General features: G+C 64.3%; 13 protein-coding genes, 3 rRNA genes and 1 pseudogene. 6 read left to right on the forward strand and 11 right to left on the reverse strand.

The window, feature by feature from the left end; all coding sequences use genetic code 11:
* Positions 1-58 precede the first annotated feature (58 nt).
* On the reverse strand, positions 59-1,495 hold the full coding sequence (locus JOF56_RS04715) for a plasmid pRiA4b ORF-3 family protein (RefSeq protein ID WP_307854921.1): 1,437 nt from the start codon (positions 1,493-1,495) through the stop codon (positions 59-61).
* A gap of 36 nt (positions 1,496-1,531) precedes the next feature.
* On the opposite strand from JOF56_RS04715, the gene JOF56_RS04720 reads away from it, so the two are divergent.
* The 6 genes from JOF56_RS04720 (at position 1,532) to JOF56_RS04745 (ending at position 9,563) form a co-directional block, all read left to right on the forward strand.
* The gene (locus JOF56_RS04720) at positions 1,532-2,998 is read left to right on the forward strand and encodes a DUF3375 domain-containing protein (RefSeq protein WP_209634882.1); all 1,467 of its coding nucleotides are present in this window, start codon (positions 1,532-1,534) and stop codon (positions 2,996-2,998) included.
* Positions 2,999-3,008: 10 nt separating this feature from the next.
* A complete protein-coding gene (locus tag JOF56_RS04725; RefSeq protein WP_209634885.1) occupies positions 3,009-3,614 on the forward strand; it encodes a DUF4194 domain-containing protein in 606 nt (201 codons plus the stop codon).
* A complete protein-coding gene (locus tag JOF56_RS04730) occupies positions 3,614-6,967 on the forward strand; it encodes an ATP-binding protein (RefSeq protein ID WP_209634887.1) in 3,354 nt (1,117 codons plus the stop codon). The genes JOF56_RS04725 and JOF56_RS04730 overlap by 1 nt, the downstream gene beginning before the upstream one ends.
* A 2-nt stretch (positions 6,968-6,969) precedes the next feature.
* A complete protein-coding gene (locus tag JOF56_RS04735) occupies positions 6,970-8,127 on the forward strand; it encodes a DUF3322 domain-containing protein (RefSeq protein ID WP_209634890.1) in 1,158 nt (385 codons plus the stop codon).
* Positions 8,128-8,278: 151 nt separating this feature from the next.
* A complete protein-coding gene (locus tag JOF56_RS04740; protein WP_209634893.1) occupies positions 8,279-8,890 on the forward strand; it encodes an RNA polymerase sigma factor in 612 nt (203 codons plus the stop codon).
* Positions 8,883-9,563, forward strand: a complete 681-nt coding sequence (locus tag JOF56_RS04745) for a hypothetical protein (RefSeq protein ID WP_209634896.1) — start codon at positions 8,883-8,885, stop codon at positions 9,561-9,563. The genes JOF56_RS04740 and JOF56_RS04745 overlap by 8 nt, the downstream gene beginning before the upstream one ends.
* Positions 9,564-9,568: 5 nt before the next feature.
* On the opposite strand, the gene wsfD is transcribed toward JOF56_RS04745, so the two are convergent.
* The 10 genes and pseudogenes from wsfD to JOF56_RS59985 all read right to left on the reverse strand — a co-directional run bounded on the left by wsfD (position 9,569) and on the right by JOF56_RS59985 (position 25,142).
* A complete protein-coding gene (wsfD, locus tag JOF56_RS04750; protein ID WP_209634899.1) occupies positions 9,569-11,029 on the reverse strand; it encodes a glycan biosynthesis hexose transferase WsfD in 1,461 nt (486 codons plus the stop codon).
* 13 nt (positions 11,030-11,042) lie between these two features.
* The gene (locus tag JOF56_RS04755; RefSeq protein WP_209634902.1) at positions 11,043-13,979 is read right to left on the reverse strand and encodes a bifunctional [glutamine synthetase] adenylyltransferase/[glutamine synthetase]-adenylyl-L-tyrosine phosphorylase; all 2,937 of its coding nucleotides are present in this window, start codon (positions 13,977-13,979) and stop codon (positions 11,043-11,045) included.
* A 46-nt stretch (positions 13,980-14,025) separates the two neighbouring features.
* A pseudogene (locus JOF56_RS57660) lies at positions 14,026-14,166 on the reverse strand (inorganic phosphate transporter); the annotation flags it as partial.
* A 43-nt stretch (positions 14,167-14,209) separates the two neighbouring features.
* A complete protein-coding gene (locus tag JOF56_RS04765; RefSeq protein ID WP_209634905.1) occupies positions 14,210-14,956 on the reverse strand; it encodes a type 1 glutamine amidotransferase in 747 nt (248 codons plus the stop codon).
* A gap of 54 nt (positions 14,957-15,010) precedes the next feature.
* Complete coding sequence (locus tag JOF56_RS04770; RefSeq protein WP_209634907.1) at positions 15,011-15,394, reverse strand: GNAT family N-acetyltransferase; 384 nt, start codon at positions 15,392-15,394, stop codon at positions 15,011-15,013.
* Positions 15,394-15,831: a hypothetical protein gene (locus tag JOF56_RS04775; RefSeq protein WP_209634910.1), complete on the reverse strand. Its 438-nt coding sequence runs from the start codon at positions 15,829-15,831 to the stop codon at positions 15,394-15,396. The genes JOF56_RS04770 and JOF56_RS04775 overlap by 1 nt, the downstream gene beginning before the upstream one ends.
* A 347-nt stretch (positions 15,832-16,178) precedes the next feature.
* Positions 16,179-16,295: ribosomal RNA gene (gene rrf / locus JOF56_RS04780) — 5S ribosomal RNA — on the reverse strand.
* A gap of 85 nt (positions 16,296-16,380) precedes the next feature.
* Positions 16,381-19,500 (reverse strand): 23S ribosomal RNA (locus JOF56_RS04785).
* Between the two features lie 326 nt (positions 19,501-19,826).
* Positions 19,827-21,345, reverse strand: a 16S ribosomal RNA gene (locus tag JOF56_RS04790).
* Together the 16S, 23S and 5S rRNA genes form the textbook arrangement of a ribosomal RNA operon.
* A gap of 455 nt (positions 21,346-21,800) precedes the next feature.
* The gene (locus JOF56_RS59985; RefSeq protein ID WP_209634913.1) at positions 21,801-25,142 is read right to left on the reverse strand and encodes an FkbM family methyltransferase; all 3,342 of its coding nucleotides are present in this window, start codon (positions 25,140-25,142) and stop codon (positions 21,801-21,803) included.
* Between the last annotated feature and the right edge of the window lie 165 nt (positions 25,143-25,307).

Here is a 25,307-nt window from a genome sequence, read left to right on the forward strand (position 1 = left end):
TCCGCCAGCCAGGCTGGGTCTTGGGCGCGCAAGAACTTCAGCAATGACTGCTCGTCCATTAGGACCTCCATTGAGCCAGGTGGTCCCAGTCGGCTGGCGGTGCCGTCGCCACCGGGGGTCTGCCGAGGTATACGAGGTAGGCGGAGTGCAGCCATGCTTCGACGGTGCCTGGCAGGAATTCCAAGTCGGCAAAAGACATGAGACCGGTCGCGCGTTTCGCACGGCAGTGGGCGCGGAGTTCGACTGTGGCGTCGTCCTCGACCAACTTTGTCACGACGACGGGCTCGCCGAGCAGGGTTGCGGGGACCGGGAACTTGATCTCCTCGTCCAGCACGGTGAGGAAGGCGGTCATCTGCTCGTGTTCGCCGTAGGCGTCGGTGACGATGACCTCGATGTCGTCACGAAGCAAGGCTTCGACGTCGTGGGCACCACTCGCCAGGTGGGCAAGCTGCGTGTTGATTTCGGCCTGGTCGAACGGAGTCCACTGCGGGTTCTCCGGGCCCACGTCCTCGACCGGGGCGTCTCCTCTTCCGCCTGAGCAAACCGGGTAGGCCGTGTCCGGGTCTGGTTCGATGACTTTCTCCAGCGTGATGTCGTGCATCCAGCTGTCGCCGAAGTCGTAGATGTACGAGAGCCGCTTGGCGAACACAGCGAACACGGCGCCGAGAGTGATCTTGTCCTCGTCGTGTTCGGCGTCGAAGTACGGGTCGCCGTACTGGCGTCGGCCGACTTTGAACGCGTGCAGGTGGTCGCCGTCCCAGTTGAAGGCGATCTGGATGATGTCGTGCAGGTCACCGAGCGTGGCCGACGACGGTACAAGCACCCGGCGCAAGCATTGCGGCTGCACGTACCGCAAGGTGATCTTGAGTTGGCAGATGCCCTCCAGCTCGGACTGCGTGTCCGGCGAGTCGCGCAGAGATGTCAGTGCCCAGCGGCCGAGCGGTGTGATTCGCCGCTGTCGGTCGACGGCGCCGAAGGCTGCCATCAACTCCAACGCCGCCTCAGCTGGGTCTCGGTCGCCGAAACCGCGGTGGAACGCGTCGTACACCTCGTAGCTCGATTGATTGATGATCTTCTGCAAATCCGGTGCCGGCTCAGCTGCCAGCGCTGTGAGCACCAGGCGGCCGATTTCCAGTACGTCAGGCTCGTCGCCATCGAATGTCACGGCCAGCACTGCGGCAAGGGCCCGTAGCCAGGCCTCCAGCACCGCGTCACCATCGGCCAACGTGGGTCCCGATACGGCGCGGCCGTCGCTGACCGACAACAGCCCTGCCGCGACCGCGGCCGTCCACGGGCGCTGTAGGGCGGGGACGTCCGCCGTGCTGCGTACCGACTGTGGCATCGCGACACCCAGCACTTGACCTGCTTCCGGCAGGTCAGCTCGCCGCAGTACGCCTTTCGCAGTCACCGGCCGACCAGGGCCGACCCATTTGGCCAGGGCCAGAGCCTGCTGCAACGCGTTGCATTCCCGGGCTGTCCCGGCGAGGTGCTCCACCCCGTGCAGCGTAGACAGGGGTCCGTGGTGCAATGGGTGAGGCCGCCGTACAAACCGAGGGAACGCGTGGATTTCGACGAGCTTGACCTGCTGCGCCGCAACAATCCGGCTTGGAAGCTGTTGCGCGCCGCCAACGGCCCGCTTGTCCTGGCTTTCCTCGGGAAAGTCTTTGTCGACGACAACTTTCGGTCCATTTCCGCCACCGAGCTGATCAGCCGGCTGGACGATGAGTTGTACGCGCTGAACGAGCGGCTTGGGGAGGGGGCGTTTCCGAAGCCTGCCAAGGCTTATCTCGATGATTGGGCGGCCGCGGAGAACGGCTGGCTGCGCAAGTACTACCCGGCTGGGTCCGATGAGGTGCATTTCGACGCGACTCCTGCTGTGGAGAAGGCGCTGGCCTGGGTGGACACGTTGCGGGAACGCACTTTCGTCGGCACCGAGTCGCGGTTGAACACCATCTTCGAACTGCTGCGGCAGATGGCTTACGGCGCGGAGGCCGATCCGGATGTCCGGCTCGCCGAGTTGCACAGGCGCCGCGCCAAGATCGACGCTGAGATCAGCCGGGTCGAGGGCGGCGACGTCGCGTTGCTCGACTCCTCCGCCCAGCGGGATCGCTATCAGCAGTTCGCTGCCACCGCGCGGGAATTGTTGTCCGACTTCCGGGAGGTCGAGGCCAACTTCCGGGCTTTGGACCGGGCGCTGCGGGCCAGGATCGCCGGGTGGCAGGGCTCCAAGGGTGAACTGCTCGACGATGTCGTGGGCAACCGCAACACCATCGCGGACTCCGACCAGGGCCGTAGCTTCCAGGCCTTCTACGACTTCCTGCTCTCGCACGAGCGGCAGGCCGAGCTCACCGACCTGCTCGCGAAGGTCCAGTCCCTCGACGCTGTCGACACTGACTCGCGGATGCGGCACATCCACCACGACTGGCTTGACGCGGCCGAACGCACGCAGGCGACTGTGCGGCTGTTGTCGGAGCAGCTTCGGCGGTTTCTCGATGACCAGGTGTGGCTTGAGAACCGCCGGGTGATGGACATCCTGCGCAGCATCGAGTCGTCCGCGCTCAAGTTGCGGGACCATTCCCCTGATGTCACCTACGAACTCGACGGCACTGTCCCGTCGATCGTGCTGCCGATGGAACGCCCGCTCTACACGCCCAAGGTCAAAGTCGCGCTCGAAAGTGAGGACATCAGTACGGCCGATGAGGATCTTGACGCGTCCGCGTTGTTCGAGCAGGCCCATGTGGACCGGGAACGGCTACGCGGCTTCGTGCGCGGCGAGTTGCGCCACCGCACCCAGGTCGGGCTCAGCCAGGTGCTCGAACGGCAGCCGCTTGAGCAGGGCATGGCCGAACTGGTCGGCTACCTTTCCCTGGACGATCCGGCCTTCCAGGTGGTTTTCGACGAAACCGCACGTGAGCAGGTGCGTTGGGTGGACGCCACCGGCACGGAGCGAATCGCCAGCATTCCCCGCGTGACCTTTATTGTCAGTGGGGGTCTCTAGCATGGCTGGCGTGACCACATCGCTGCGCAGAGACGAGCTGGACCTGTCGCTCGTGGTCACGCACCTGATGAAAGGTGTGGTGTACGCCGACGGCCACGAGAAGGTCTGGCGCCACCTGCTGCCGCTGCAGGCCCAGGTGCGTGACTACGTCGGCGTCATGGGCCTGACTGTGGTCGTCGACGAGGCCGAAGGCTATGCGTTCCTTCGTTCCAAGGCTGACGGCGAGGACGACGAGCAGACCGTCCCGCGGCTGATCCCGCGGCGCGCCCTGTCGTTCCACGTAAGTCTGCTGCTTGCCTTGCTGCGTAAGAAACTTGCCGAGTTCGACGCGTCCGGCGCGGAGACACGGCTGATCCTGACCAGGGAACAGATCGTGGAGATGGTGCGGCTGTTCCTGCCCGAGCGCAGCAACGAGGCACGGCTGGTCGACCAGATCGACACCCAGATCACCAAGATCATCGAGCTGGGTTTCCTGCGCCGGATCACCGGGCAGGACGCCACCTTCGAGGTGCGGCGCATCCTGAAGGCCTTTGTGGACGGGCAGTGGCTGGCGGAGTTCGGCCAACGGCTCGCCGAGTACGCGAGCCAGCTCGGCGGACAGGGGGATGACGACTGATGGACAGCCTCGCCGGCTACCGGCTCGAACGCCTGGAGGTCTACAACTGGGGCACGTTCGACCAGCGCGTGTGGACGTTCCGGCCGGATGGCCGCGACAGCCTGCTGACCGGGGACATCGGCTCCGGCAAGTCCACGATCGTCGACGCGATCACCACATTGCTGTTGCCTGCCAACCGAATCTCCTACAACAAGGCGGCGGGGGCAGACTCGCGAGAGCGTGACCTGCGCTCGTATGTCCTGGGCTACTACAAGTCCGAGCGCAACGAGGCGACGGGTGCGTCCAAACCCGTCGGGTTGCGGGATCGCCGGTCGTTCTCGGTCATCCTCGGTTGCTTCACCAATCAGGGCTACGACTCGACGGTGACCCTCGCGCAGGTGTTCTGGTTCCGTGACGCGTCTGTCGGCCAGCCGGACCGGTTTTTCGCCACGGCCGACCGCGGCCTGACCATCGCCGGTGATTTCGCCGAGTTCGGCGGCGACATCGCGACGCTCAAACGCAGGCTGCGCAAGCAGGAAGTCCGGGTGCACGACCATTTTCCCGCCTACAGCAAGGACTTCCGCCGTCGGCTGGGCATCGACTCCGACCAGGCCATGGAACTGTTCCACCAGACCGTGTCGATGAAGTCGGTCGGCAACCTGAACGACTTCGTCCGCTCGCACATGCTGGAGCCCTTCGACGCGGCCGACTGGACGAACAGGCTGATCGACCACTTCGAGGATCTGACCAAGGCACACGACGCGGTCCGCAAGGCGCGCGAGCAACTGACCCAGCTCGAGCCGTTGCTCGCGGACTGCGACACGTATGACCAGCTGGACAAGCAGATCGCGTCAGCCCGCGCGCAGCGCGAGGCGTCGCGGTACTACTGCGCGAGCCGCAAGTCGACGCTGCTCACGGCCCGGATCAGCGAACTCGGCAGTGAGATCGGCGCGCGTCAGGCTGTGCTGACCGAGGCGAAGGACGAGCTAGAACGGCTGCGCGGCAAGGAAAAAGACCTGACCGTTCAGCGCGCCGGGTGCGGCGGCGACCGCATCGGCCAGATCGAAGCCGAGATCGCGGCCGAAGAGAAAGAACGCGCGCGGCGTAAGGACCTGTCCGAGCGATATCACACGCTGCTGCACGAAGCCGGGCTCGCGGCCGTGGCGGATGCCGCGCAGTTCGCCGTGCGGCAACGTGAAGTCGCACAAAGCGCGGAAGCCCTCGACGAGGCGCAAGCCGACTTGCAGAACCAGCTGACGGACATCAGCGTGCAGCGCCGTGAGCTCGACGCCGAATCCGCGGAGCTCAACGCGGAGTTGATCAGCCTGCGCGACCGGCGAAGCAACATTCCCAAGCGCATCCTGGACGTTCGGGAAGCACTGTGCGGTCAACTGGGTGTGGACGCCGAGGCGTTGCCGTTCGCCGGTGAGCTCATCCAGGTAAGGGCCGAGTGTGCGGAGTGGGAGGGCGCTGCCGAGCGCCTGTTGCACGGCTTCGGTCTGTCCATGCTGGTGGCGAGTGAGCACTACGCCGCGGTGTCCGACTGGATCAACGAGAAGCATCTCGGCGTCAAACTGGTCTACTACCGGGTTCCGGAGCGGTCGACCGCCGCGCCGCCCGCATCGCTGCCCAGCGGCAGCCTGTACGACAAGCTGGAGATCAAGGAGTCGTCGTTCTCGGCCTGGCTTGATCGCGAACTGGCGCACCGCGCGGACTACGAATGTGTCGGGACGATGGCCGATTTCCGGCGCGCGGCCAAAGCCATCACCAAGGCCGGGCAGTTCAAGGGCGCTCGTGGCAGGCACGAGAAGGACGACGCCCGCCGCATCGACGACCGCAGGCACTACGTGCTCGGCTGGGACAACCAGGCCAAGATCGACGCACTGCTCGACCAGGCCAACCAGCTGCACCGGCGGTTGGCCACCCTGCAGCAGCGGGCCCAGGCGCTGACCGGGGAACTGGCCGGGAAACGCAAGCTCGCCACCACGCTCTCGTTGCTCGCCGAGCGCAGCGGATTCGGTGAGATCGACTGGCAGGCCTCGGTGAACCGCATCGCCGGCCTGACCGCGGAGAAACGGCGTCTGGAGGAGCAGTCCGACGAGTTGAAGCGGCTCAACGACGAGCTCGAGAACGTTGCCAGGCACATCGCGGAGACAGAGACGGCCCGGGACGCCGAGACCTCCGCGATCGGCAAGCTCGGCGGCGAGCGTGACACCGCGCAAGGGCAATTGCTTGGCGTGCAACGAGTTCTGGCCGAGCCGGGCCACGAATCGGCCCGGGAGTCGTTCCCCTTGCTCGACAAGCGCCTCGGCGGCCGGAAGCCGGCCACGCCCGAGGACTGCGACCGATGCCAGATCGACCTGGCAGCCGAACTCACCGACGAGGCCGACAAACTCGGCACAAGGCAGAACAAGATCGCCAGCCGGGTGGTCGGGCGGATGGGCGACTTCCGCAAGGCGTATCCGTTGGAGACCAGCGAGTTCGACAACTCGGTGCAGTCGGCGGGCGAGTACCGCGCGTTGCACGACCGGATCGCGCGTGACGACCTCCCGAGATTCGAGTCGGAGTTCAAGACCTACCTCAACACCAACACGATCCGCGACATCGCCGGTTTCCACTCCCAGCTGACCAAGCAGGCGGAACTGATCAAGCAGCGGATCGAGACCATCAACGACTCGCTGGTCGGCATCGACTACAACCCGGGCCGGTTCATCCGGCTCGAACTGCACCCGACGGTCAACGTCGAGATCCGCGACTTCCGCAAGGACCTGCGGGAATGCACCAGCGGGTCGCTCGCAGGCGACGAGGGCGACCAGTACTCGGAGCTGAAATTCCTCCAGGTCAAGGCGATCATCGAACGGTTCAGGGGACGCGTCGGCCAGACCGAGACCGACCGGTCGTGGACGCGCCGGGTCACCGACGTGCGCAACTGGTTCACGTTCGCGGCGTCGGAACGCTGGCGTGCCGACGACACAGAGCACGAGAACTACACCGACTCCGGCGGCAAGTCCGGTGGGCAGAAGGAGAAACTCGCCTACACGATCCTGGCCGCCTCGCTGGCGTACCAGTTCAAACTCGACTGGGACAACGACAAGTCGAAGACCTTCCGGTTCGTGGTCATCGACGAGGCGTTCGGCCGGGGCTCCGACGACTCCACGCGGTTCGCGCTCGGCCTGTTCCGGCGGCTCGGCCTGCAGCTGCTGATCGTGACCCCGCTGCAGAAGATCCACGTCATCGAACCGTACGTCGCGGCGGTCGGCTTTGTGGACAACAAGAACGGCGCGAGTTCCCGGCTGCAGACCCTGACCATCGAGGAGTACCGGCAGCGCCAGCTCGCCCACGCCATCGAGACCGCGTCCGCCCCGGTCAATTGACCATGGCAGCCCCAGGGTGGACCGCACCTGCCGATGTCGTGCGGAAACTGCGGCGGCAGTGGGATCGCGGCGAGTTCCTGTCACAGTGCGCGTCAGGCGAGGCGTGGACACCGCTGTCGGTCGGCCTGCGCAGGCCGAGTGCCCAGGACACCGCCGCCCGGTACGACGAAGTACGTGCCTGGGTCGATCAGTGGCGGCAGGAACTACGCCTTCGAGTCGAGACAACGACAGTCGGAGGCCGGGTCGCAGGCGTCAACGAACTGCCTGCCCGCGCTTGGATCGACTCGTACGATCAGTTGTGGACCGTGCTCGGCGTACGAACCGACGTGCGGAAATTCCTGGACCTGTTGAACGCGACCAAGATCAGCGTTCCGCTGGTCGCCGAGTGGATGTGTATCAAGCCGATGGAGGTCCTCCGGCACGCCGGCGAGTGGGACAGCCTTGTCCGCACCGTGCTGTGGATCGACGCACACGCGCACTCCGACATGTACCTGCGGCAGGTCGACGTGCCAGGCGTCGACACCAAGTTCATCGAACGCAACCGCACGATCCTGTCGACGATGCTGGACCGGCAACTGCCCGGGGAACGGATCGACCGCACCCGGCCACCATCGGACTTCACCGGCCGCTACCTGCTGCGGGCCAAACCCGGCTATGTCCGGTTCCGCCGGCTCGGCACGAACACCGGCTTCAGCGAGCTGGGCGTGCGGATATCCGAACTGGCGGACACGCCGCTGGATGTGCGCACGGTGTTCGTCGTCGAGAACGAGGTCACGTACCTGGCTTTTCCACCCGTTGACGACGCTGTTGTCCTCTTCGGCGAGGGTTACGCCGCGACCCGGCTGGAACCGCTGCGCTGGCTGGCGGACAAGGAGCTTGTGTACTGGGGCGACATCGACACGCACGGTTTCGCGATCCTCAACAGGCTGCGCCGCACCTTCGGCCATGCCCGGTCGATGCTGATGGACCGGGCGACACTGCTGGCACACGAAGGCCAATGGGTTCGGGAACCGAGTCCGGTCGCCGATCACCTCGAGATGCTGGCACCGGACGAGGCCGCGCTGTACAACGACCTCGTCGAGGACGTCTTCGGGCCAGGCGTCCGCCTCGAGCAGGAACGCGTTTCCTACTCGGCGATCGAACGGGCCGTGAAGAAATAGCCGATTCGGCTGAACCGGTTCGACACCACCGCTCGTATGGATAACGAGAAGGTCACGAAGACGTGGTCCCGCCCGGGAAAACCCCGACTCTTCCTGGGCGCGGAACCATCGGACTCGCCGGCCGGCCGTCCTCACCGATGCGCGCAGCCCCTTGGCCGGCCGGCGAGCCCCTAACTTTCTGGAACCCGGCCGCGGTGAGCGGTGTACAAGGGTTGTCATCACAGACGAGGAAGCCATAGCCCAGGCAAGGGCAGGTGACCTGGACGCGTACGCAACCCTGGTCGCCCGGTACACCGCGCTCGCGAACCGGACGGCCTTCCTGCTCGGCGCCGGGCCTGACACCAGCGATGTGGTGCAGGAGGCGTTCGTGAAGGGGTTCCGTGGCCTTAAGTCCTTCAAAACCGGCGCCGCGTTCCGGCCGTGGCTGCTCAAGATCGTCGCCAACGAGACCAAGAACCTGCATCGGTCCCAGCGCCGCCGTGGGCTGATGGAACTGCGGGTCGCGCAGATGCAGGACCCGGTCGACCACCGGGATCCGGCTTCGGTCGCCGTCCGGGACGCGGCGAGGACCGCCTTGCTCAACGCCATCAAAACGCTGCCCGACAAGGACCGGGAAGTCGTCACCTGCCGCTACCTGCTCGATCTCAGCGAGGCCGAGACCGCGCAAACGCTTGGCCTCGCCAAGGGCACCGTGAAGTCGAGGCTGTCGCGGGCGTTGGCAAGGCTGCGGCCGTTGCTGGAGGAGGTGGTGGCCGATGAGTGACGATCTCGAGGCCGCTCTCCGCAGCCTGGGCACGCAGATCGAGATTCCGGACCCGCCCGACGTCGCGGCGAGCGTCCGCAAGCGCATCGCGCAGAAACAGAAGCGCCAGATCCTGCGACCAGTGCTGATCGGGTTGCTGGCGTTGCTGCTGGCCGGAGCGGTCGCGTTCGCGGTGTCGCCGGATGTCCGGGCAGGCGTCGCGCGGTTCTTCGGGTTCGCGGGCGTCGAGTTCCGGCAGGACTCGCCACCGCCGCTCCCAGTCACGCCGCTGATGCCTGGCGAGCGCGTGATCAGCCTCGACGAGGCCAAGGACAAGTTCGGTGTGCGCGTACCCACGGCACTGGGCGCGCCCAAGGAGGTCCGGGTCGTCGACGGGCGCGTCGTCTCGTTGATCTACGACGACCTCCGGCTGGACGAGTTCGACGGCGAGTTCGGCCCGGCGATGGGAAAGTTCGCGCAGGCCGAGGAGCTCGAACGGGTGCGGGTCAACGACACCGACGCGCTCTGGATCCCCCGGCCGCACGAACTGTTCTACATCGACCGCACCGGCGCCTGGAAACGCGAATCGGCCCGCATGTCAGGCAAGACGCTGATCTGGCAGGCCGGGCCCAAGACCATGCGCCTGGAAGGCGACCTGACCAAGCAAGAGGCGATCAAGATCGCGTCCAGCTAGGACGCCTACTGGCGTACTTCCTCCTGCACAGGTTCGGCAACCTGTGCTGGGCTCTCGACGTCGTCCCCACGTCCGCGGCGCCCCTTGAAGAGCTTGCCGAACACCGGTGGGGCGTGTCCGTCAGAGAAGGAGACCACTGCGAACACCCCGGCCAGCAGCACGCTGAACAGCGAGATCACCTGGTGCTTGATGCCTTCCACACCGCCGCCCTCGGCCAGTGAGGCCAGCAGGAACTGAGTGATCGCCGTGCCCATGAGCAGCAGGATCACCACCGAGATCTCCCGTCGCGACCGCCACACCCGCAGCCCTGCCCACAGAATGAACGACCACAACGGGATCAGGAAGAACAGCCCGAGCGGAGACAGCAACCGGCCGATCCCCGAGAACACCGGCACGCGGTATTCCTTGGCGTACGGCGGCTCACCGGAGTCGACCTCGAAACTGCCCTGCGTCGCCGGCCGGGCGATCAGCTGGTCCGAGGCATTCCGGTGCAGGATCTCGACCGTGCGCCACGGGTGTTTCAGGTAGAACTTGAGCACGGTGTCCCGGTTGATCAAATGCCGGTACTGCGGGTAGAGCGGATCGCTGTGCGCGGCGTTCGGCGCCCAGAAGACAAGGCCGACGTATTTGTCGAACGACTCCGGCAGGCCCATGTCACGCAGGTATTCCTGGTTGGGCTGGCCGGTGTCCAGAATGCTGGTGAAGATCGCGTTGAACATGTTGGCCTCGCGGTACTCCTCGCCCGCGGCCGAACCGCCGCTGGTCTGCGTGAGGTACGTACCCGCGCCGACGATGACCACGACCAGGGCCTTCAGCACCCAGTTACGCCGCATCGCCAGCAGCGCCAGGACCAGCAACGGCAGGATGACCAGCGTCTGGACCTTGGCGTTCACGCCGACCATCGCGCCGCCGATGAGCACGGCCGTGCCGAAGTAACGCCAGCCGTTGTCCTGCTGCATGACCAGCAGACCGGCCACCATCAGCAGGATCCCCAGGAACGCGGCGGCCTCGCTGAGCGGCGCCGCGAAATACCCGAACAGGGCGGAATCGGCCACGACCAGCAGCAACAGGATCGTGACCGCGATCTGCCAGCGGCGAGTCAGCTTCAGCGCGAGCACAATCATCGCGATACCGAATGCGGCCAGGAAAATGCAGACCGCGCCGAGCAGGTACAGGTTGAAGACCGAATCCAGGCCGATCGCGCGGCCCAGCCACGCCACCGGGCGGTCGATCCACATCTGGCTGGAGACGTATTGACTGCTACATGCCGGTGCGGGCGGATAACCCATCTGGATGTACTTCTGGAATGTCACGTGATTGCCGCCGCCGAGCTGGCAGAGCAACCGCCATCCGTCACCGTTGTCCGCCATGCCGATGGGTTTCGGCACCAGGAACCGAATGAACATGACAGCTAGCGACGTCAGAAACACGCCCGCGCCGACTCGGACTCCCTGGTTCCGCAACACTCAGCGGATGGTACTAGCCGTAGAAGACCCGCTCGACCACCGCCCTGGCCCGGCGGGTGGTGCGGCGGTACCCGTCGAGGACCTCGCCCGGGTCCACATCCTGGGAGTATCCGAGTGCCCGGGCCACCGCGAGCAGCTCACGTCCGGACGTCGGCACCTGGTCGCTCGGCTTGCCGCGGACGAGCATCGTCGCATTTCGGACGCTGGTCGCCAGCAGCCACGCGGCGCGCAACTCCTCGGCGTCCGATTTGGAAATCAGATGCGCCTCAACCGCAGCCGTCAATCCGTCGAGTGTGCTCGGGGTACGCAGGCTCGGGACTTCGTGCGCATGCTGTAGTTGCAGCAATTGCACAGTCCATTCGACATCTGCGAGCCCGCCGCGGCCGAGCTTGGTGTGTGTGGTCGGATCAGCACCGCGCGGCAGCCGTTCAGTGTCCACTCTGGCCTTGATGCGTCGGATCTCGCGCACGCTTGTGGCGTCCAAACCGCCCCGGGGATAACGGAATTCGTCGATCGCATTGATGAAACGCGCGCCAAGAGCCGGATCTCCCGCGACGAACGACGCCCGTAGCAGCGCCTGCGCCTCCCAGACCTCGCCCCATCGCCGGTAGTACTCGATGTACGAGTCCAAAGTGCGCGCAAGTGGGCCTTGCTTGCCTTGCGGTCGCAGTCCTACGTCCACTTCGAGCGGCGGGTCCTGGCTCGGCGCGCCCAGCTGGCGCCGCATCGCCTCGGCGACCGAGGCAGCGAACTTGGCGGCCTCGTCGCCACTGGCCCCCTCGACGGGCTCGCACACGAACATCACGTCAGCGTCGGAGCCGTATCCCAGCTCGTTACCGCCGAGCCGGCCCATACCGATGATCGCGATCTTCGCCTTCGGCCAGCCACCGGCTTCCACGGACTTCTCGCGCTCCACCGAGGCGAGCGCGGCCTGCAGAACCGCAGCCCAGATGCTCGACAACGCCCCGCACACAGCGGGCGTCTGCATCAACCCGAGCAAATCGGCGCACGCGACGCGCGCCAGCTCGTGCCGTCGCAAGGAACGCGCCGCAGCCACAGCACCATGCAGGTCACGATGACGTGCGACGGCCGTACGCAGTGACGACGCCACCTCAGCCGGGTCACGGTTGGCGAGTTCCTTGGTGTCGGCAAGCAGCCGCAGCACCTCAGGCGCGCGGGCCACCATCTCCGGCACGAGCTTCGACATGCCCAGCAACTGCGCGAGGCGCTGCACGACCGCACCCTCGTCGCGAAGCAGACGCAGATACCAAGGCGTCGTCGCGAGCGCCTCGGACATCTTGCGGTACGACAGCAAACCACCGTCAGGGTCAGGTGTGGTCGCAAGAAGGTCCAGCAAGACGGGCAACAACGCGCTCTGGATCGCGGCGCGACGCGAGACACCCGTGGTGAGCGCGTGGATGTGGTTCAGCGCGCCTTCCGGACTGGCGTACCCAAGCGCGCCAAGCCGGGCCACAGCCTCAGAAGCGGTCAACCGCAACGCTTCGGTCGGCACGTTGGCCACAGCCTCGAGCAACGGCCGGTAGAACAGCTTCTCGTGCAACCGTCGGACACGGTTGGCGTGCCGCCGGAACTCCGACAGCAGCACCTGCTCTTCCGCGCGGCCACGGTCCGGTCGTACGCCGGCAGCCCGCGCGAGCCAGCGCAGGTCGACCAGGTTGCTCTCATCCGGGAACAGGTGCGTACGACGGAGTTTCTGCAGTTGGAGCCTGTGTTCCAAGGTTCGGAGGAACCGGTACGACTCCCCCAGCCCGGCTGCATCCGCGCGGCCGACATACCCGCCGGAGCCCAACGCGGTCAGCGCGGCCGTGGTCGACCCCAGCCTCAGGTCCTCATCGCTTCGGCCGTGCACAAGCTGCAGGAGCTGCACGGCGAACTCGACGTCGCGCAGCCCACCGCGGCCCAGTTTGAGCTCGCGTTCGAGGAGTTCGGCGGGGACGTGGTCCTCCACGCGGCGGCGCATCTGCTGCACGTCGCCGACAAAGCCGTCACGGTCCGCGGCCGTCCAGACCATCGGCCGCACCACGTCCAGGTATGCCTCGCCCAGTTCGGCGTCGCCAGCCACCGGCCGTGCCTTGAGCAACGCCTGGAACTCCCAGGTCCGCGCCCAACGACGGTAGTACGCGGCATGACCGTCGAGGGTCCGCACGAGCGCGCCGGCCTTGCCTTCCGGCCGCAACGCCGCGTCGACCTCGAAGCAGGCGGAATCGGCGACCGTCATCATGCGGCTGGCCAGGCGCGTGGCGACGTCCACGTTGTCTTCGCCGACGAACACCACGTCGACATCACTGACGTAGTTGAGTTCGCGGCCTCCGCACTTGCCCATCGCGATGATCGCCAGGCGCGCGTCGTTCGGGCCTTGCTCGGCCTGCGCCACGACAAGCGCCGCACGCAACGCTTCCTCGGCCAGCTCGGTCAACCGGGCGGTCACGTCGTCGAAATTCGGTGCGCCGAGATCGGGCTCGACCAGATGACCGAGGTCGTCGGCAGCGATCTCGAGCAGCTGCGCCCGGTAAGCCGAGCGCAACGCGCGGACAGCCTCCGGCCCCGTCAGGCCCTCGACCGCGGAGATCAGGTCAAGGCTGGAGCCGTCGCTGAGCGCGTGGCAGCTGTCCGGGTTGGCGACCAGGAAGTCCGCGAACGCTGTGGACGCACCCAGCACGGCGATCAACCTGCCGCGCAGCGCCCTGTCCCCGCGCAACGCGTCGTCCAGACGTGGCCAGCCGGCGCCTGCCGATTCACGCAGACGATCCATGCCGCGCAGCGCCAAGTCAGGGTCCGGACTACGCGACAGCGCGGTCAGCATCGGCTCGGCCCCCTTCACCGGGCCGCCGTCATCCCACCATCCGGCGGCTCTGAGCGCGGCGTCGGCACGATCGTCCGTCAGCCCGAAGCGGGCAGTGGACGGGACGGTACGAGCGCGATCAGCCATCAGTTAAGAAACTTACGCCAGAATCCCGGCAATCCCGAACAAGGTCACCACTCCGCACACCGCGTGGCTCCCGGCCCAGTCCGGACCCCATCACGCCACCGGAGCACACGTGCGTTGTGGACAGTGCGAAGCCGACGTGCGAAGACGCCAGGATCACCACGGCGGAACTGGTCTGCGCGGCGAACCCTAGCGTGATGATGCCCATCGTCTTCTGCGCGTCGTTCGTGTAGTCAGACCAGCGGCAACGTGGTGCGCGCCAGGTCGGCCAGCGGAAGTTCACCGGACGCGAGCCGCACAAAGCGTTCCGCGAACGGCTGCCACATCTCGGCGATGTCCGCGTGCGCGGCGTCCAGACGCTCCTTGTCGAGACTCCCCGGCTTCGCGTGCGCCGCGGCATCCGGCGCCATGGCCGCCCAGTCGAGCACAATCTGCGTCGTGGTCTCGATGTGGAACTGCAGGCCGTATGCGCTGCCGTTGAGCCGGAACGCCTGATTCGGGTACCTGTACGAAGAAGTCATCAGCTCGGCGCCCGGTGGCAGCCGATCGATGGCGTCGACATGGAACTGCATGACGTCCTGAACCATCGGCATCTCACCGAACAACGGATCGGACAGGGCGACATCCCGCTTGGCCACCATCGCAGGCCCGACCTCAGGCCCCTGATCCCCCTTGACCACCCGGCCACCAGTCGCGGCCGCCAGCAATTGCCCACCAAGACAGACGGCAAGCGTCGGCATTCTCCGGCCGACAGCGGACGCGAGCAGCTCGCGAACATCCTTGAGCCACGGATGCTTCAGGTCGTCCAGCGCCCCCATCTCACCGCCCAGACACACCAGACCCTGGTAGTCATCGAGCGCAGGCAACGGCTCCGCGAACGGCCGCACCACATGCAGCTCAGCACCGGCCCCCGTCAGCCAATCGCCAAGGTTGGCAAGCGGGTCGGAGTCATCCGGCTGAATCACAAGCAGGCGCGTCATACCCCCACGGTAGAACGCAGGCAGCAGGTCAGGACAAGCCACCTCAGCTGTTGGTCAGGAGAAGTGGTACTCGGCTGAGTCGCTGATGGGCTCGTAGCCGATGGCTGGGTAGATGTGGTTTGTGGTCGGGTTGGCCAGGTCGGTGAAGATCAGGACTTGGTCGGAGCCGCGGTCGAGGGCGGTCTGGGTGGCGGCGGCTGTGATGGCGGAGGCGTAGCCGTGGCCGCGTTGGTTGAGCGGGGTGTAGACGGGTGCTATCCGGGACATGCCGGTGACTGGGCCACGGCCGGCGGCGACGGAGACTGGAGTTCTGTTTATTTCCCAGAAGAGGCAGAAGGCGCCAGGTTCGAGGGCGGCTTTGGCCAGCGGGGCCGCGGCAGTGTCGCTCGCCGGCGGCGGGATGGTTTCGACGATGAACTCCTCGAACCACTGGGTCATCAGTGGTAGGTCGGCCTTGGTGGCATGGCGGGCCGTGCCTTCGACTGGGGTGGGCGGAGAGTATCGAGTTTGAAGAGGCGGGTTGCCATGCTCTGGGTGGCGGACTTGCCCGTCCGTGCGGTCCAGGCGTCGGCGAAAGCCTTGGCTTCTGCCTCGGTGCCGCTCACGGCCGGCAGGTCGGGCATGAGGCCGTGGACCGTCGTTGCGGCGAACTCGGCGGCATGGGGCGGCACTGCGGTCACGATCATCGGATAGGCCGCTGTCTGGATGGCCGCGCCGACGACGTTTCCGTTGTCGTGCAAAGTGATCAACAGCGCGCCCGACAGGGGCTGCGCGGTCGCGGTGAGGATCACGGTGTACCTGACCGGGTCTTCGGCAAGAAGTTGCCACGCGGTCTCCCGGAACTCCGCGGTGGTCTCATGTACTTGCGCTTCCATCGCCCCACGGTGACACCAGGCGGGAGTGAAGGCGACCGATTTACCAACTGGACCGGTGCGGCGAACGATCAACGAAGTGGACTGGCGCTGCACGCGACGTGCTCGGCCCGGGCACACCTCACCGCATCGGCAATTCGCCAGGGGGACCCCTGATTTTCACACTACCGGAGGGGTCTGACAGTTCTGCCTTGACTGCTAGGAAAGGCCTGGTCAAAGGGGATGACGATCACATGGGAAGGGGCCGGCGGGGACCCGGGTGGGCTCGCACCGTGAAGGTCGGCCCCAGAGAAGGCACAATGAGAGAGGCCCGGCTCGCGGAAAGTGCGAACCGGGCCTCTCGAAGTAAATTACGGCGATGTCCTACTCTCCCACACCCTACCGAGTGCAGTACCATCGGCGCTGAAGAGCTTAGCTTCCGGGTTCGGAATGGGACCGGGCGTTTCCTCTTCGCTATAATCACCGTAAATCTTTGAAATTATCAGACCTCACCCTTTTCAGGGTGCCCGGTCTGGTATTTCAGAAACCGTACAGTGGATGCGTAGCGTCTTTGTAGTCAAGTCCTCGGCCTATTAGTACCAGTCAACTCCACACGTTACCGCGCTTCCATCTCTGGCCTATCAACCCAGTCGTCTAGCTGGGAGCCTTACCCTGTAAACAGGTGGGAGACCTCATCTTGGAACGAGCTTCCCGCTTAGATGCCTTCAGCGGTTATCCCTTCCGAACGTAGCCAACCAGCCATGCCCTTGGCAGAACAACTGGCACACCAGAGGTTCGTCCGTCCCGGTCCTCTCGTACTAGGGACAGCCTTCCTCAAGTCTCCTACGCGCGCGGCGGATAGGGACCGAACTGTCTCACGACGTTCTAAACCCAGCTCGCGTACCGCTTTAATGGGCGAACAGCCCAACCCTTGGGACCTACTCCGGCCCCAGGATGCGACGAGCCGACATCGAGGTGCCAAACCATGCCGTCGATATGGACTCTTGGGCAAGATCAGCCTGTTATCCCCGGGGTACCTTTTATCCGTTGAGCGACCACGCTTCCACAAGCCATGGCCGGATCACTAGTTCCGACTTTCGTCCCTGCTCGACCCGTCAGTCTCACAGTCAAGCCCCCTTGTGCACTTGCACTCAACACCTGATTGCCAACCAGGCTGAGGGAACCTTTGAGCGCCTCCGTTACTCTTTGGGAGGCAACCGCCCCAGTTAAACTACCCACCAGGCACTGTCCCTGAACCAGATCATGGTCCGAGGTTAGACACCCAATTCGACCAGAGTGGTATTTCAACAACGACTCCACCCGAACTAGCGTCCGAGCTTCACAGTCTCCCACCTATCCTACACAAGCCGAACCGAGCACCAATACCAAGCTATAGTAAAGGTCCCGGGGTCTTTCCGTCCTGCCGCGCGTAACGAGCATCTTTACTCGTAGTGCAATTTCACCGGGCCTGTGGTTGAGACAGCCGAGAAGTCGTTACGCCATTCGTGCAGGTCGGAACTTACCCGACAAGGAATTTCGCTACCTTAGGATGGTTATAGTTACCACCGCCGTTTACTGGCGCTTAAATTCTGAGCTTCGCCCTTACAGACTAACCCGTCCTCTTAACGTTCCAGCACCGGGCAGGCGTCAGTCCATATACATCGTCTTACGACTTCGCATGGACCTGTGTTTTTAGTAAACAGTCGCTTCTCGCTAGTCTCTGCGGCCACACAACGCTCAAGGAGCAAAGCCCCGTCACGTCACACGGCCCCCCTTCTCCCGAAGTTACGGGGGCATTTTGCCGAGTTCCTTAACCACAGTTCACCCGAACGCCTTAGTATTCTCTACCTGACCACCTGTGTCGGTTTAGGGTACGGGCCGCTTGAACACTCACTAGAGGCTTTTCTCGGCAGCATAGGATCACCCACTTCGCCTCAATCGGCTACGCATCACGTCTCAGGATATATGCAGTGCGGATTTGCCTACACCACTCCCTACACGCTTACACCAGTTAATCCACTCACTGGCGGAGCTACCTTCCTGCGTCACCCCATCGCTTGACTAATACGGAATCGGATCCCACGCTCCACCACACGATTCACCCGAAGGCTTACTCGCACAGCTTTGGGTGGTTAGCATCAACCGCCTCATCATGGGCGCGTTCACGCGGGTACGGGAATATCAACCCGTTGTCCATCGACTACGCCTGTCGGCCTCGCCTTAGGTCCCGACTTACCCTGGGCGGATTAGCCTGGCCCAGGAACCCTTGGTCATCCGGCGGCAGAGGTTCTCACTCTGCTTTCGCTACTCATGCCTGCATTCTCACTCCCACACCCTCCACGGCTGACTTCCGTCGCCGCTTCCATGGGTGCAGGACGCTCCCCTACCCATCCATGCGACTGCACAAGCATCCGAAGACGCTCATGGATCTGTATGCATGAATGACACAGCTTCGGCGGTACGCTTAAGCCCCGCTACATTGTCGGCGCAGGACCACTTGACCAGTGAGCTATTACGCACTCTTTCAAGGATGGCTGCTTCTAAGCCAACCTCCTGGTTGTCTGGGCGACCCCACATCCTTTCCCACTTAGCGCACACTTAGGGGCCTTAGCTGGTGTTCTGGGCTGTTTCCCTCTCGACTACGAAGCTTATCCCCCGCAGTCTCACTGCCGCACTCTCACACCACGGTATTCGGAGTTTGGTTGACTTCAGTAAGCTTGTAGGCCCCCTAGGCCATCCAGTGCTCTACCCCCGTGGTGAAACATACGACGCTGCACCTAAATGCATTTCGGGGAGAACCAGCTATCACGGAGTTTGATTGGCCTTTCACCCCTACCCACAGCTCATCCCCCAGGTTTTCAACCCTGGTGGGTTCGGGCCTCCACACCGTCTTACCGGCGCTTCACCCTGGCCATGGGTAGATCACTCCGCTTCGGGTCTAGAACACGCGACTCAACGCCCTATTCAGACTCGCTTTCGCTACGGCTACCCCACACGGGTTAACCTCGCCACGCATCACTAACTCGCAGGCTCATTCTTCAAAAGGCACGCCATCACCCCAAAAGGCTCTGACGGCTTGTAGGCACACGGTTTCAGGTACTCTTTCACTCCCCTCCCGGGGTACTTTTCACCTTTCCCTCACGGTACTAGTCCGCTATCGGTCATCAGGAAGTATTTAGGCTTAACGGGTGGTCCCGCCAAATTCACAGCAAATTCCACGAGCTCGCTGCTACTCGGGAACACCACCAAGGAAGATCACGCGCTTTCGTCGACGGGACTTTCACCCTCTACGGTTCGGCTTTCCAGACCGATTTGACTAGCAACATGACTTTATGACTTCCCGCTAGGTTGACAGCCCCAGCCAGTGGGTCCCACGACCCCCACTACGCAACCCCTGTCAGGTATCACACGCAGTAGGTTTAGCCTCATCCGCTTTCGCTCGCCACTACTCACGGAATCACGGTTGTTTTCTCTTCCTACGGGTACTGAGATGTTTCACTTCCCCGCGTTCCCTCCACACACCCTATATATTCAGGTGCAGGTGACACCCCATAACGGGTGCCGGGTTTCCCCATTCGGAAATCCTCGGATCACAGCTCGGTTGACAGCTCCCCGAGGCTTATCGCAGCCTCCTACGTCCTTCATCGGCTCCTGATGCCAAGGCATCCACCGTATGCCCTTAACAACTTGACCACAAAGATGCTCGCATCCACTGTACAGTTCTCAAACACCACACCAGAACACCGCTTACCGTTGAGAACACCCATTCCGATCAACGCCGGCCGGTTTGAACTCGAAGCAGTCCCGGTCACCAGAAGCAGCGCACACGCAAGCGCGTGTTGCCTCAGGACCCAACAGTGTGTCGACTATCTGCAGACTTGGCTGCGGAAGACCAGTAGTTCCACGATTCCTTGAGCTCCACCCCGTGAACGCATGCCACGGCTGGTGGATCTCCTGCACAGTCGTTCCATGCCTCCGAAGAGGCCTGTACTGAACCTGTCAGGTGATGTGCTCCTTAGAAAGGAGGTGATCCAGCCGCACCTTCCGGTACGGCTACCTTGTTACGACTTCGTCCCAATCGCCAGTCCCACCTTCGACCACTCCCTCCCACAAGGGGTTAGGCCGTGGGCTTCGGGTGTTACCGACTTTCGTGACGTGACGGGCGGTGTGTACAAGGCCCGGGAACGTATTCACCGCAGCGTTGCTGATCTGCGATTACTAGCGACTCCGACTTCATGGGGTCGAGTTGCAGACCCCAATCCGAACTGAGACCAGCTTTAAGGGATTCGCTCCACCTCACGGTCTCGCAGCCCTCTGTACTAGCCATTGTAGCATGTGTGAAGCCCTGGACATAAGGGGCATGATGACTTGACGTCATCCCCACCTTCCTCCGAGTTGACCCCGGCAGTCTCCCATGAGTCCCCGGCATTACCCGCTGGCAACATGGAACGAGGGTTGCGCTCGTTGCGGGACTTAACCCAACATCTCACGACACGAGCTGACGACAGCCATGCACCACCTGCACACCAACCACAAGGGAAGCCCTATCTCTAGGGATGTCTGGCGCATGTCAAGCCCAGGTAAGGTTCTTCGCGTTGCATCGAATTAATCCACATGCTCCGCCGCTTGTGCGGGCCCCCGTCAATTCCTTTGAGTTTTAGCCTTGCGGCCGTACTCCCCAGGCGGGGCGCTTAATGCGTTAGCTACGGCACGGAACCCGTGGAAAGAGCCCCACACCTAGCGCCCAACGTTTACGGCGTGGACTACCAGGGTATCTAATCCTGTTCGCTCCCCACGCTTTCGCTCCTCAGCGTCAGTATCGGCCCAGAGACCCGCCTTCGCCACCGGTGTTCCTCCTGATATCTGCGCATTTCACCGCTACACCAGGAATTCCAGTCTCCCCTACCGAACTCAAGTCTGCCCGTATCGACCGCAAGCTCCACGTTAAGCGTGAAGTTTTCACGGCCGACGCAACAAACCGCCTACGAGCTCTTTACGCCCAATAATTCCGGACAACGCTCGCACCCTACGTATTACCGCGGCTGCTGGCACGTAGTTAGCCGGTGCTTCTTCTCCAGGTACCGTCACTCTCGCTTCGTCCCTGGCGAAAGAGGTTTACAACCCGAAGGCCGTCATCCCTCACGCGGCGTCGCTGCGTCAGGCTTTCGCCCATTGCGCAATATTCCCCACTGCTGCCTCCCGTAGGAGTCTGGGCCGTGTCTCAGTCCCAGTGTGGCCGGTCGCCCTCTCAGGCCGGCTACCCGTCGTCGCCTTGGTAGGCCATTACCCCACCAACAAGCTGATAGGCCGCGGGTTCATCCTGCACCGCCGGAACTTTCCACCCACAGTCATGCGACCGCAAGTCGTATCCGGTATTAGACCTCGTTTCCAAGGCTTATCCCAGAGTGCAGGGCAGATTACCCACGTGTTACTCACCCGTTCGCCGCTCGTGTACCCCGAAGGGCCTTACCGCTCGACTTGCATGTGTTAAGCACGCCGCCAGCGTTCGTCCTGAGCCAGGATCAAACTCTCCAACAATGCTTTGTCAGAAAATCCGATGTCCTGACAAACCAGAACTCATCTGGTCTATCTGTCCATCTCAAAGGAACCCACTTGATCGGGGTTCATATAAAAGCTCTACTGGCTTTCAATAGATCGACACACTGTTGAGTTCTCAAACAACACACGCACACCTTTTTGAACCGGCATTTAGCCGACCCGCTAAGGGGCTTGCACTACTAAGTCTTGTTTTTCTTCGGTTTTGCCACTTTACCAGGCTCCAGAACCGGCCCGGCGAGGGGCCCCACTAGAAGCTCAAGTGGTTGGTGGCACGTCGTAGAACTTTACCCGGTTCGATTCGCGGTGTCAAATCCGCCTGACCCGGTGGGCTGTTCCTACTCAGGATACCTGAGAGGCTTTCTGCCCTTCGCCGTCCCCGCCAGGCTCTTTCGTCCTGTTCCGTCCGGCTGTCCTTGCGACGTGGAGAAAGTTACTCAGTCCCGGGGGGCAAAGTCAAATCGGCTGGTCAGAGGCCTGAGCCAGAGGTTTCGCTCCCCTGAGGAGGCCAGCGCCTGGGCCATCTCGGGCAGCGGGGTGGTCTGCTGGTCGCCCACGAACGCCGCCTCGTAACCCCACGTGCGGAATTCCCGGAGCACGGTCAACGGGTCGTCGCCGAGCTCCTTCATCCCCGTGGACGAGAACGAGCAGATCACGTGCGGACGGTCCCTGCGCAGCAGCCGGACCAGCCCGGCCAGCGCCCGGTGACTGCGTCCCGGAACGTCCGCCTTGATCACCGAAAGCCGGAGCTTTCCCAAGCCCTTCAACGCTTCCAGCGCTTTGTCGAGCCGGACCGACGGCACGGTCCGCTCGGGTTCGCCGGCTCCTGGCCAGACGCTGACCCCACCGCCCAGTGCCGGATCGGTGACCAGCGTTCCCTCGGTGTCCCACGCCGCGGCTTCCACCACGAAGAGCCGGTCGGCGAGGTGTTCGGGGAGGTTGGCGGCGATGTTGCGCCTGAGCAGCTGCACCGCCTTCGGATCCGGTTCGACCGCGATCACCGCGCCGGAATTCCCCATCCGGGTGAGCATCCGGAGTGTGTGGTACCCCACATAGGCACCGATGTCGAGGAACACCCCGTCGGGTTCGATCAGCGAGTCGATCAGGTCCGCGACCGGCTGTTCCCACACCCCGTTGCTGGACAGCAACGGCAACATCGCGATGTCGTCGGACGGCAGTCTGAGCAGGCCGGCATCGGTGAGCACGAGCGAGCTGCCTTCGACGCCGCCATGTACCCGTTCGTGTTCACGGACCATGACTCGTCGCAGCGCGTCAGCAGTTCGCGTCGCGGCCGTGGCGGCTCGGTGACTCTCGTCGCGGTCCCGCGTCTGGGCGATCAGCCGGTCCTCGAGGTTCTCGATCCGGCGCATGGCCGTGTCCAGTGCCGTGGTCAGCCGGTCCACCCGCGGATCGGGCCCGGCCGGGGCCTCGGCCTGCGGGGCCGCCGCCAGTTCCTCCTGGCGGCGGATGACCTCCCTGGTGGACCGGTCCACGGAGTCCACAATGGACCCCATCATCGCCCGGACGTGATGGTCGTAGTGGTTCAGCACGCGCAGAACGGCTTTGCGCAGCGCCGGCGCCATCGGGATCCGGTGTCCCATCTCGACATCCGGCTGACGCAGTAACGCATGCCTGGCTGCCTGCAACGGCGCGAACGGGTCTGGTTCCCCGGCCACCCTGCGGCCGTGCTCGACCCGCCAGCTCCGATAGGCGTGTTCGACCCGTTCCCGCAACTGCTCGGACGAGATCCCGATCGAACGCCGCTCCAGCACGCGGGTACGGCCCGCGGCGCCCACCTTGTCGGCGCGCGCGGTGTCCGGCGCGAGTTCTCGCATCAGCCGGGCGGCGTGCTGGATATGTTCGTCCTGTCTGTCCACACGGGACACGAACATCACACTGTCGGAGTCGAACAGCTCGGCGGCGACGCCGATATTCGTGGTGATCAGGGGAACACCACGGGCCGCGATCGCACTCAGCTCGGTCGCGGTCGCGCATTCCTTGGCGTGCAACAGAACCACCCAGTCGGCGGCGTCAACTGCCAACCGGTGCGCGGATTCCGCCTCGACCAACCGGATTCTGCGGTCGTGCGCGGTCGCGAGCCGCAACCGTTCCGCCGCGGCCCGCTGATCGGCCGCGCCACGCACAGCCAGAAGCAATGTGACGTCCGAACGGTCAGGGAAGGCAGCCCGGAAAGCGGCGACCACATCCGACTCGTTGGGACAACACCCCTCGTCGTGGTCGACGAAGCTGGTGAACACCGCGCCCGACGGGACGCCAAGGTTCGCCAGCGCCTCGTCGCGTTCATCCTCCTCGCGCTCCCCCTGGTCAGGCACAGGGAGCACGACGGCTTGGGTACCCGGCGGCGCCGGCCACGGCACCCACACCTCGTCCACACCAGCCGACGGCACGATCGGTTCGTCCGTCACCTGCACGACGTGACGGTTCAGCGGAACGTCAGTCACGTCGCCACAGCACAGCACGACCGGATACCTCGCGTCAGCAGACACCGGCAGCCCTGACGCACCTGCGCTCAGCCGTACGGACTCCGCGAGCGGGCCGACACCGAGCACGGAGACGCCCAGCTGGTCGACGAGTTCCACCTTCACCGGTGGCGGCGCGGGTACCGCGACCGGATGCAACCGGCCCTGCAGCACGCCTTCGCCCTCGCACCAACGCCTGAACTCGTCCCCGTTGGCACCGAAAGGATCGGGATAACGCTCGCGCAGCCACTTGTCATCCAGCCACAACGCGTGCGCCCACCTCGTGCTGCCCGGCAGGCCGTCGACCGACGCACAGGCCCAACGGAGGAACGCCTTCTCGTCGGTCGCCGCAGGTGGCGGCTGCGTCCCTGTCACGTCAGCGTCCTGCCACGCCTTACGGAACTCCGCGCGCAACCCCTCGGGCAACGTCGTCCCGTCAGACAGACGCGCGAACGGTTTGCCCTTGCCCGACATACCCGCGTCGACCAGTTTCGCGCGGTAGTCCTCACACAGGTTTTCCAGACCGGGCCGCTCAGACAGCAACACCCGCGGGCGGTCGGTGATGTCCGCGGAGAACAGCCAGGGCTTTTTCGGGTCGAACCCGTGGAAATGCACTGTCCGCAGGATCAGCGGCTCGCCGATGGGGACGGCCTGCACGATGTAACCGCTGCTCAGCAGCTCAGGGTCACGCTGGCCGGCGTTCCACACCGAGAGTCCGACGCCGACGTCCCGGATGACATGGTGCTTCGCCAGCGCGGGCAGGCCGTCGAGGAAGCCGTCGGCGGCTTCGGGAGTCCGGCGCGCATGCCGTGACCAGGAGTTCAGCACCTCCCCCGCGCCCGGCCCGACCGCGAGGAAACCGGGTTCGTACACACCGGCTTCGATCAGGTCTTCCGGCGTCGGCGCCAGGCCGTCATGCGGCAACGGCTGCAGCACTCGCGGCACCAACGCAAAGTCGCCAGTTTTCAAAGCGTCCTGCACGATTCCGTCGAACGACGCGAGCACAAGCACCCACGGATCGAGGTACACCACCGGACCGTTGCCCAGCAACGCCTTCAGCAGCTGTGGCCGCAGCACCGCGCGCACCTGCGCGGCGGTGTAGGCGGTCGACAGCATCGCCAGCTCGTCATCGCTGATGCCGATATCCGACGGCGTCAGCACATCACCACCGGGCTCGCCGTCCACCAGCAGAATGTCGAACCTGGCTCCGGGGTGGGCGGCGCGGAACGACTCCGCCGTCACCCGGGCGGCGGGAAGCTGGGCGCTTGTTGCCACCGTGCACGCAGACACTTCGGTCACACCCACGAAACTAGCGCGGCCCGGGTGTGCCTGGCTTCGGTGGCACCCGGAACACACTGTCCTTGCAGGTCACGGGAGTGCGACCAAATACCTCGGCGGCTTACGGGCGGGTGCGGCCGGGTCGTGACGCAGACAGGGCCGCGCTGGGTCGACCCGGAAGTGGGA

The organism is Kibdelosporangium banguiense, from assembly GCF_017876405.1.
In the GTDB taxonomy this organism is placed as follows: Bacteria; Actinomycetota; Actinomycetes; order Mycobacteriales; family Pseudonocardiaceae; genus Kibdelosporangium; species Kibdelosporangium banguiense.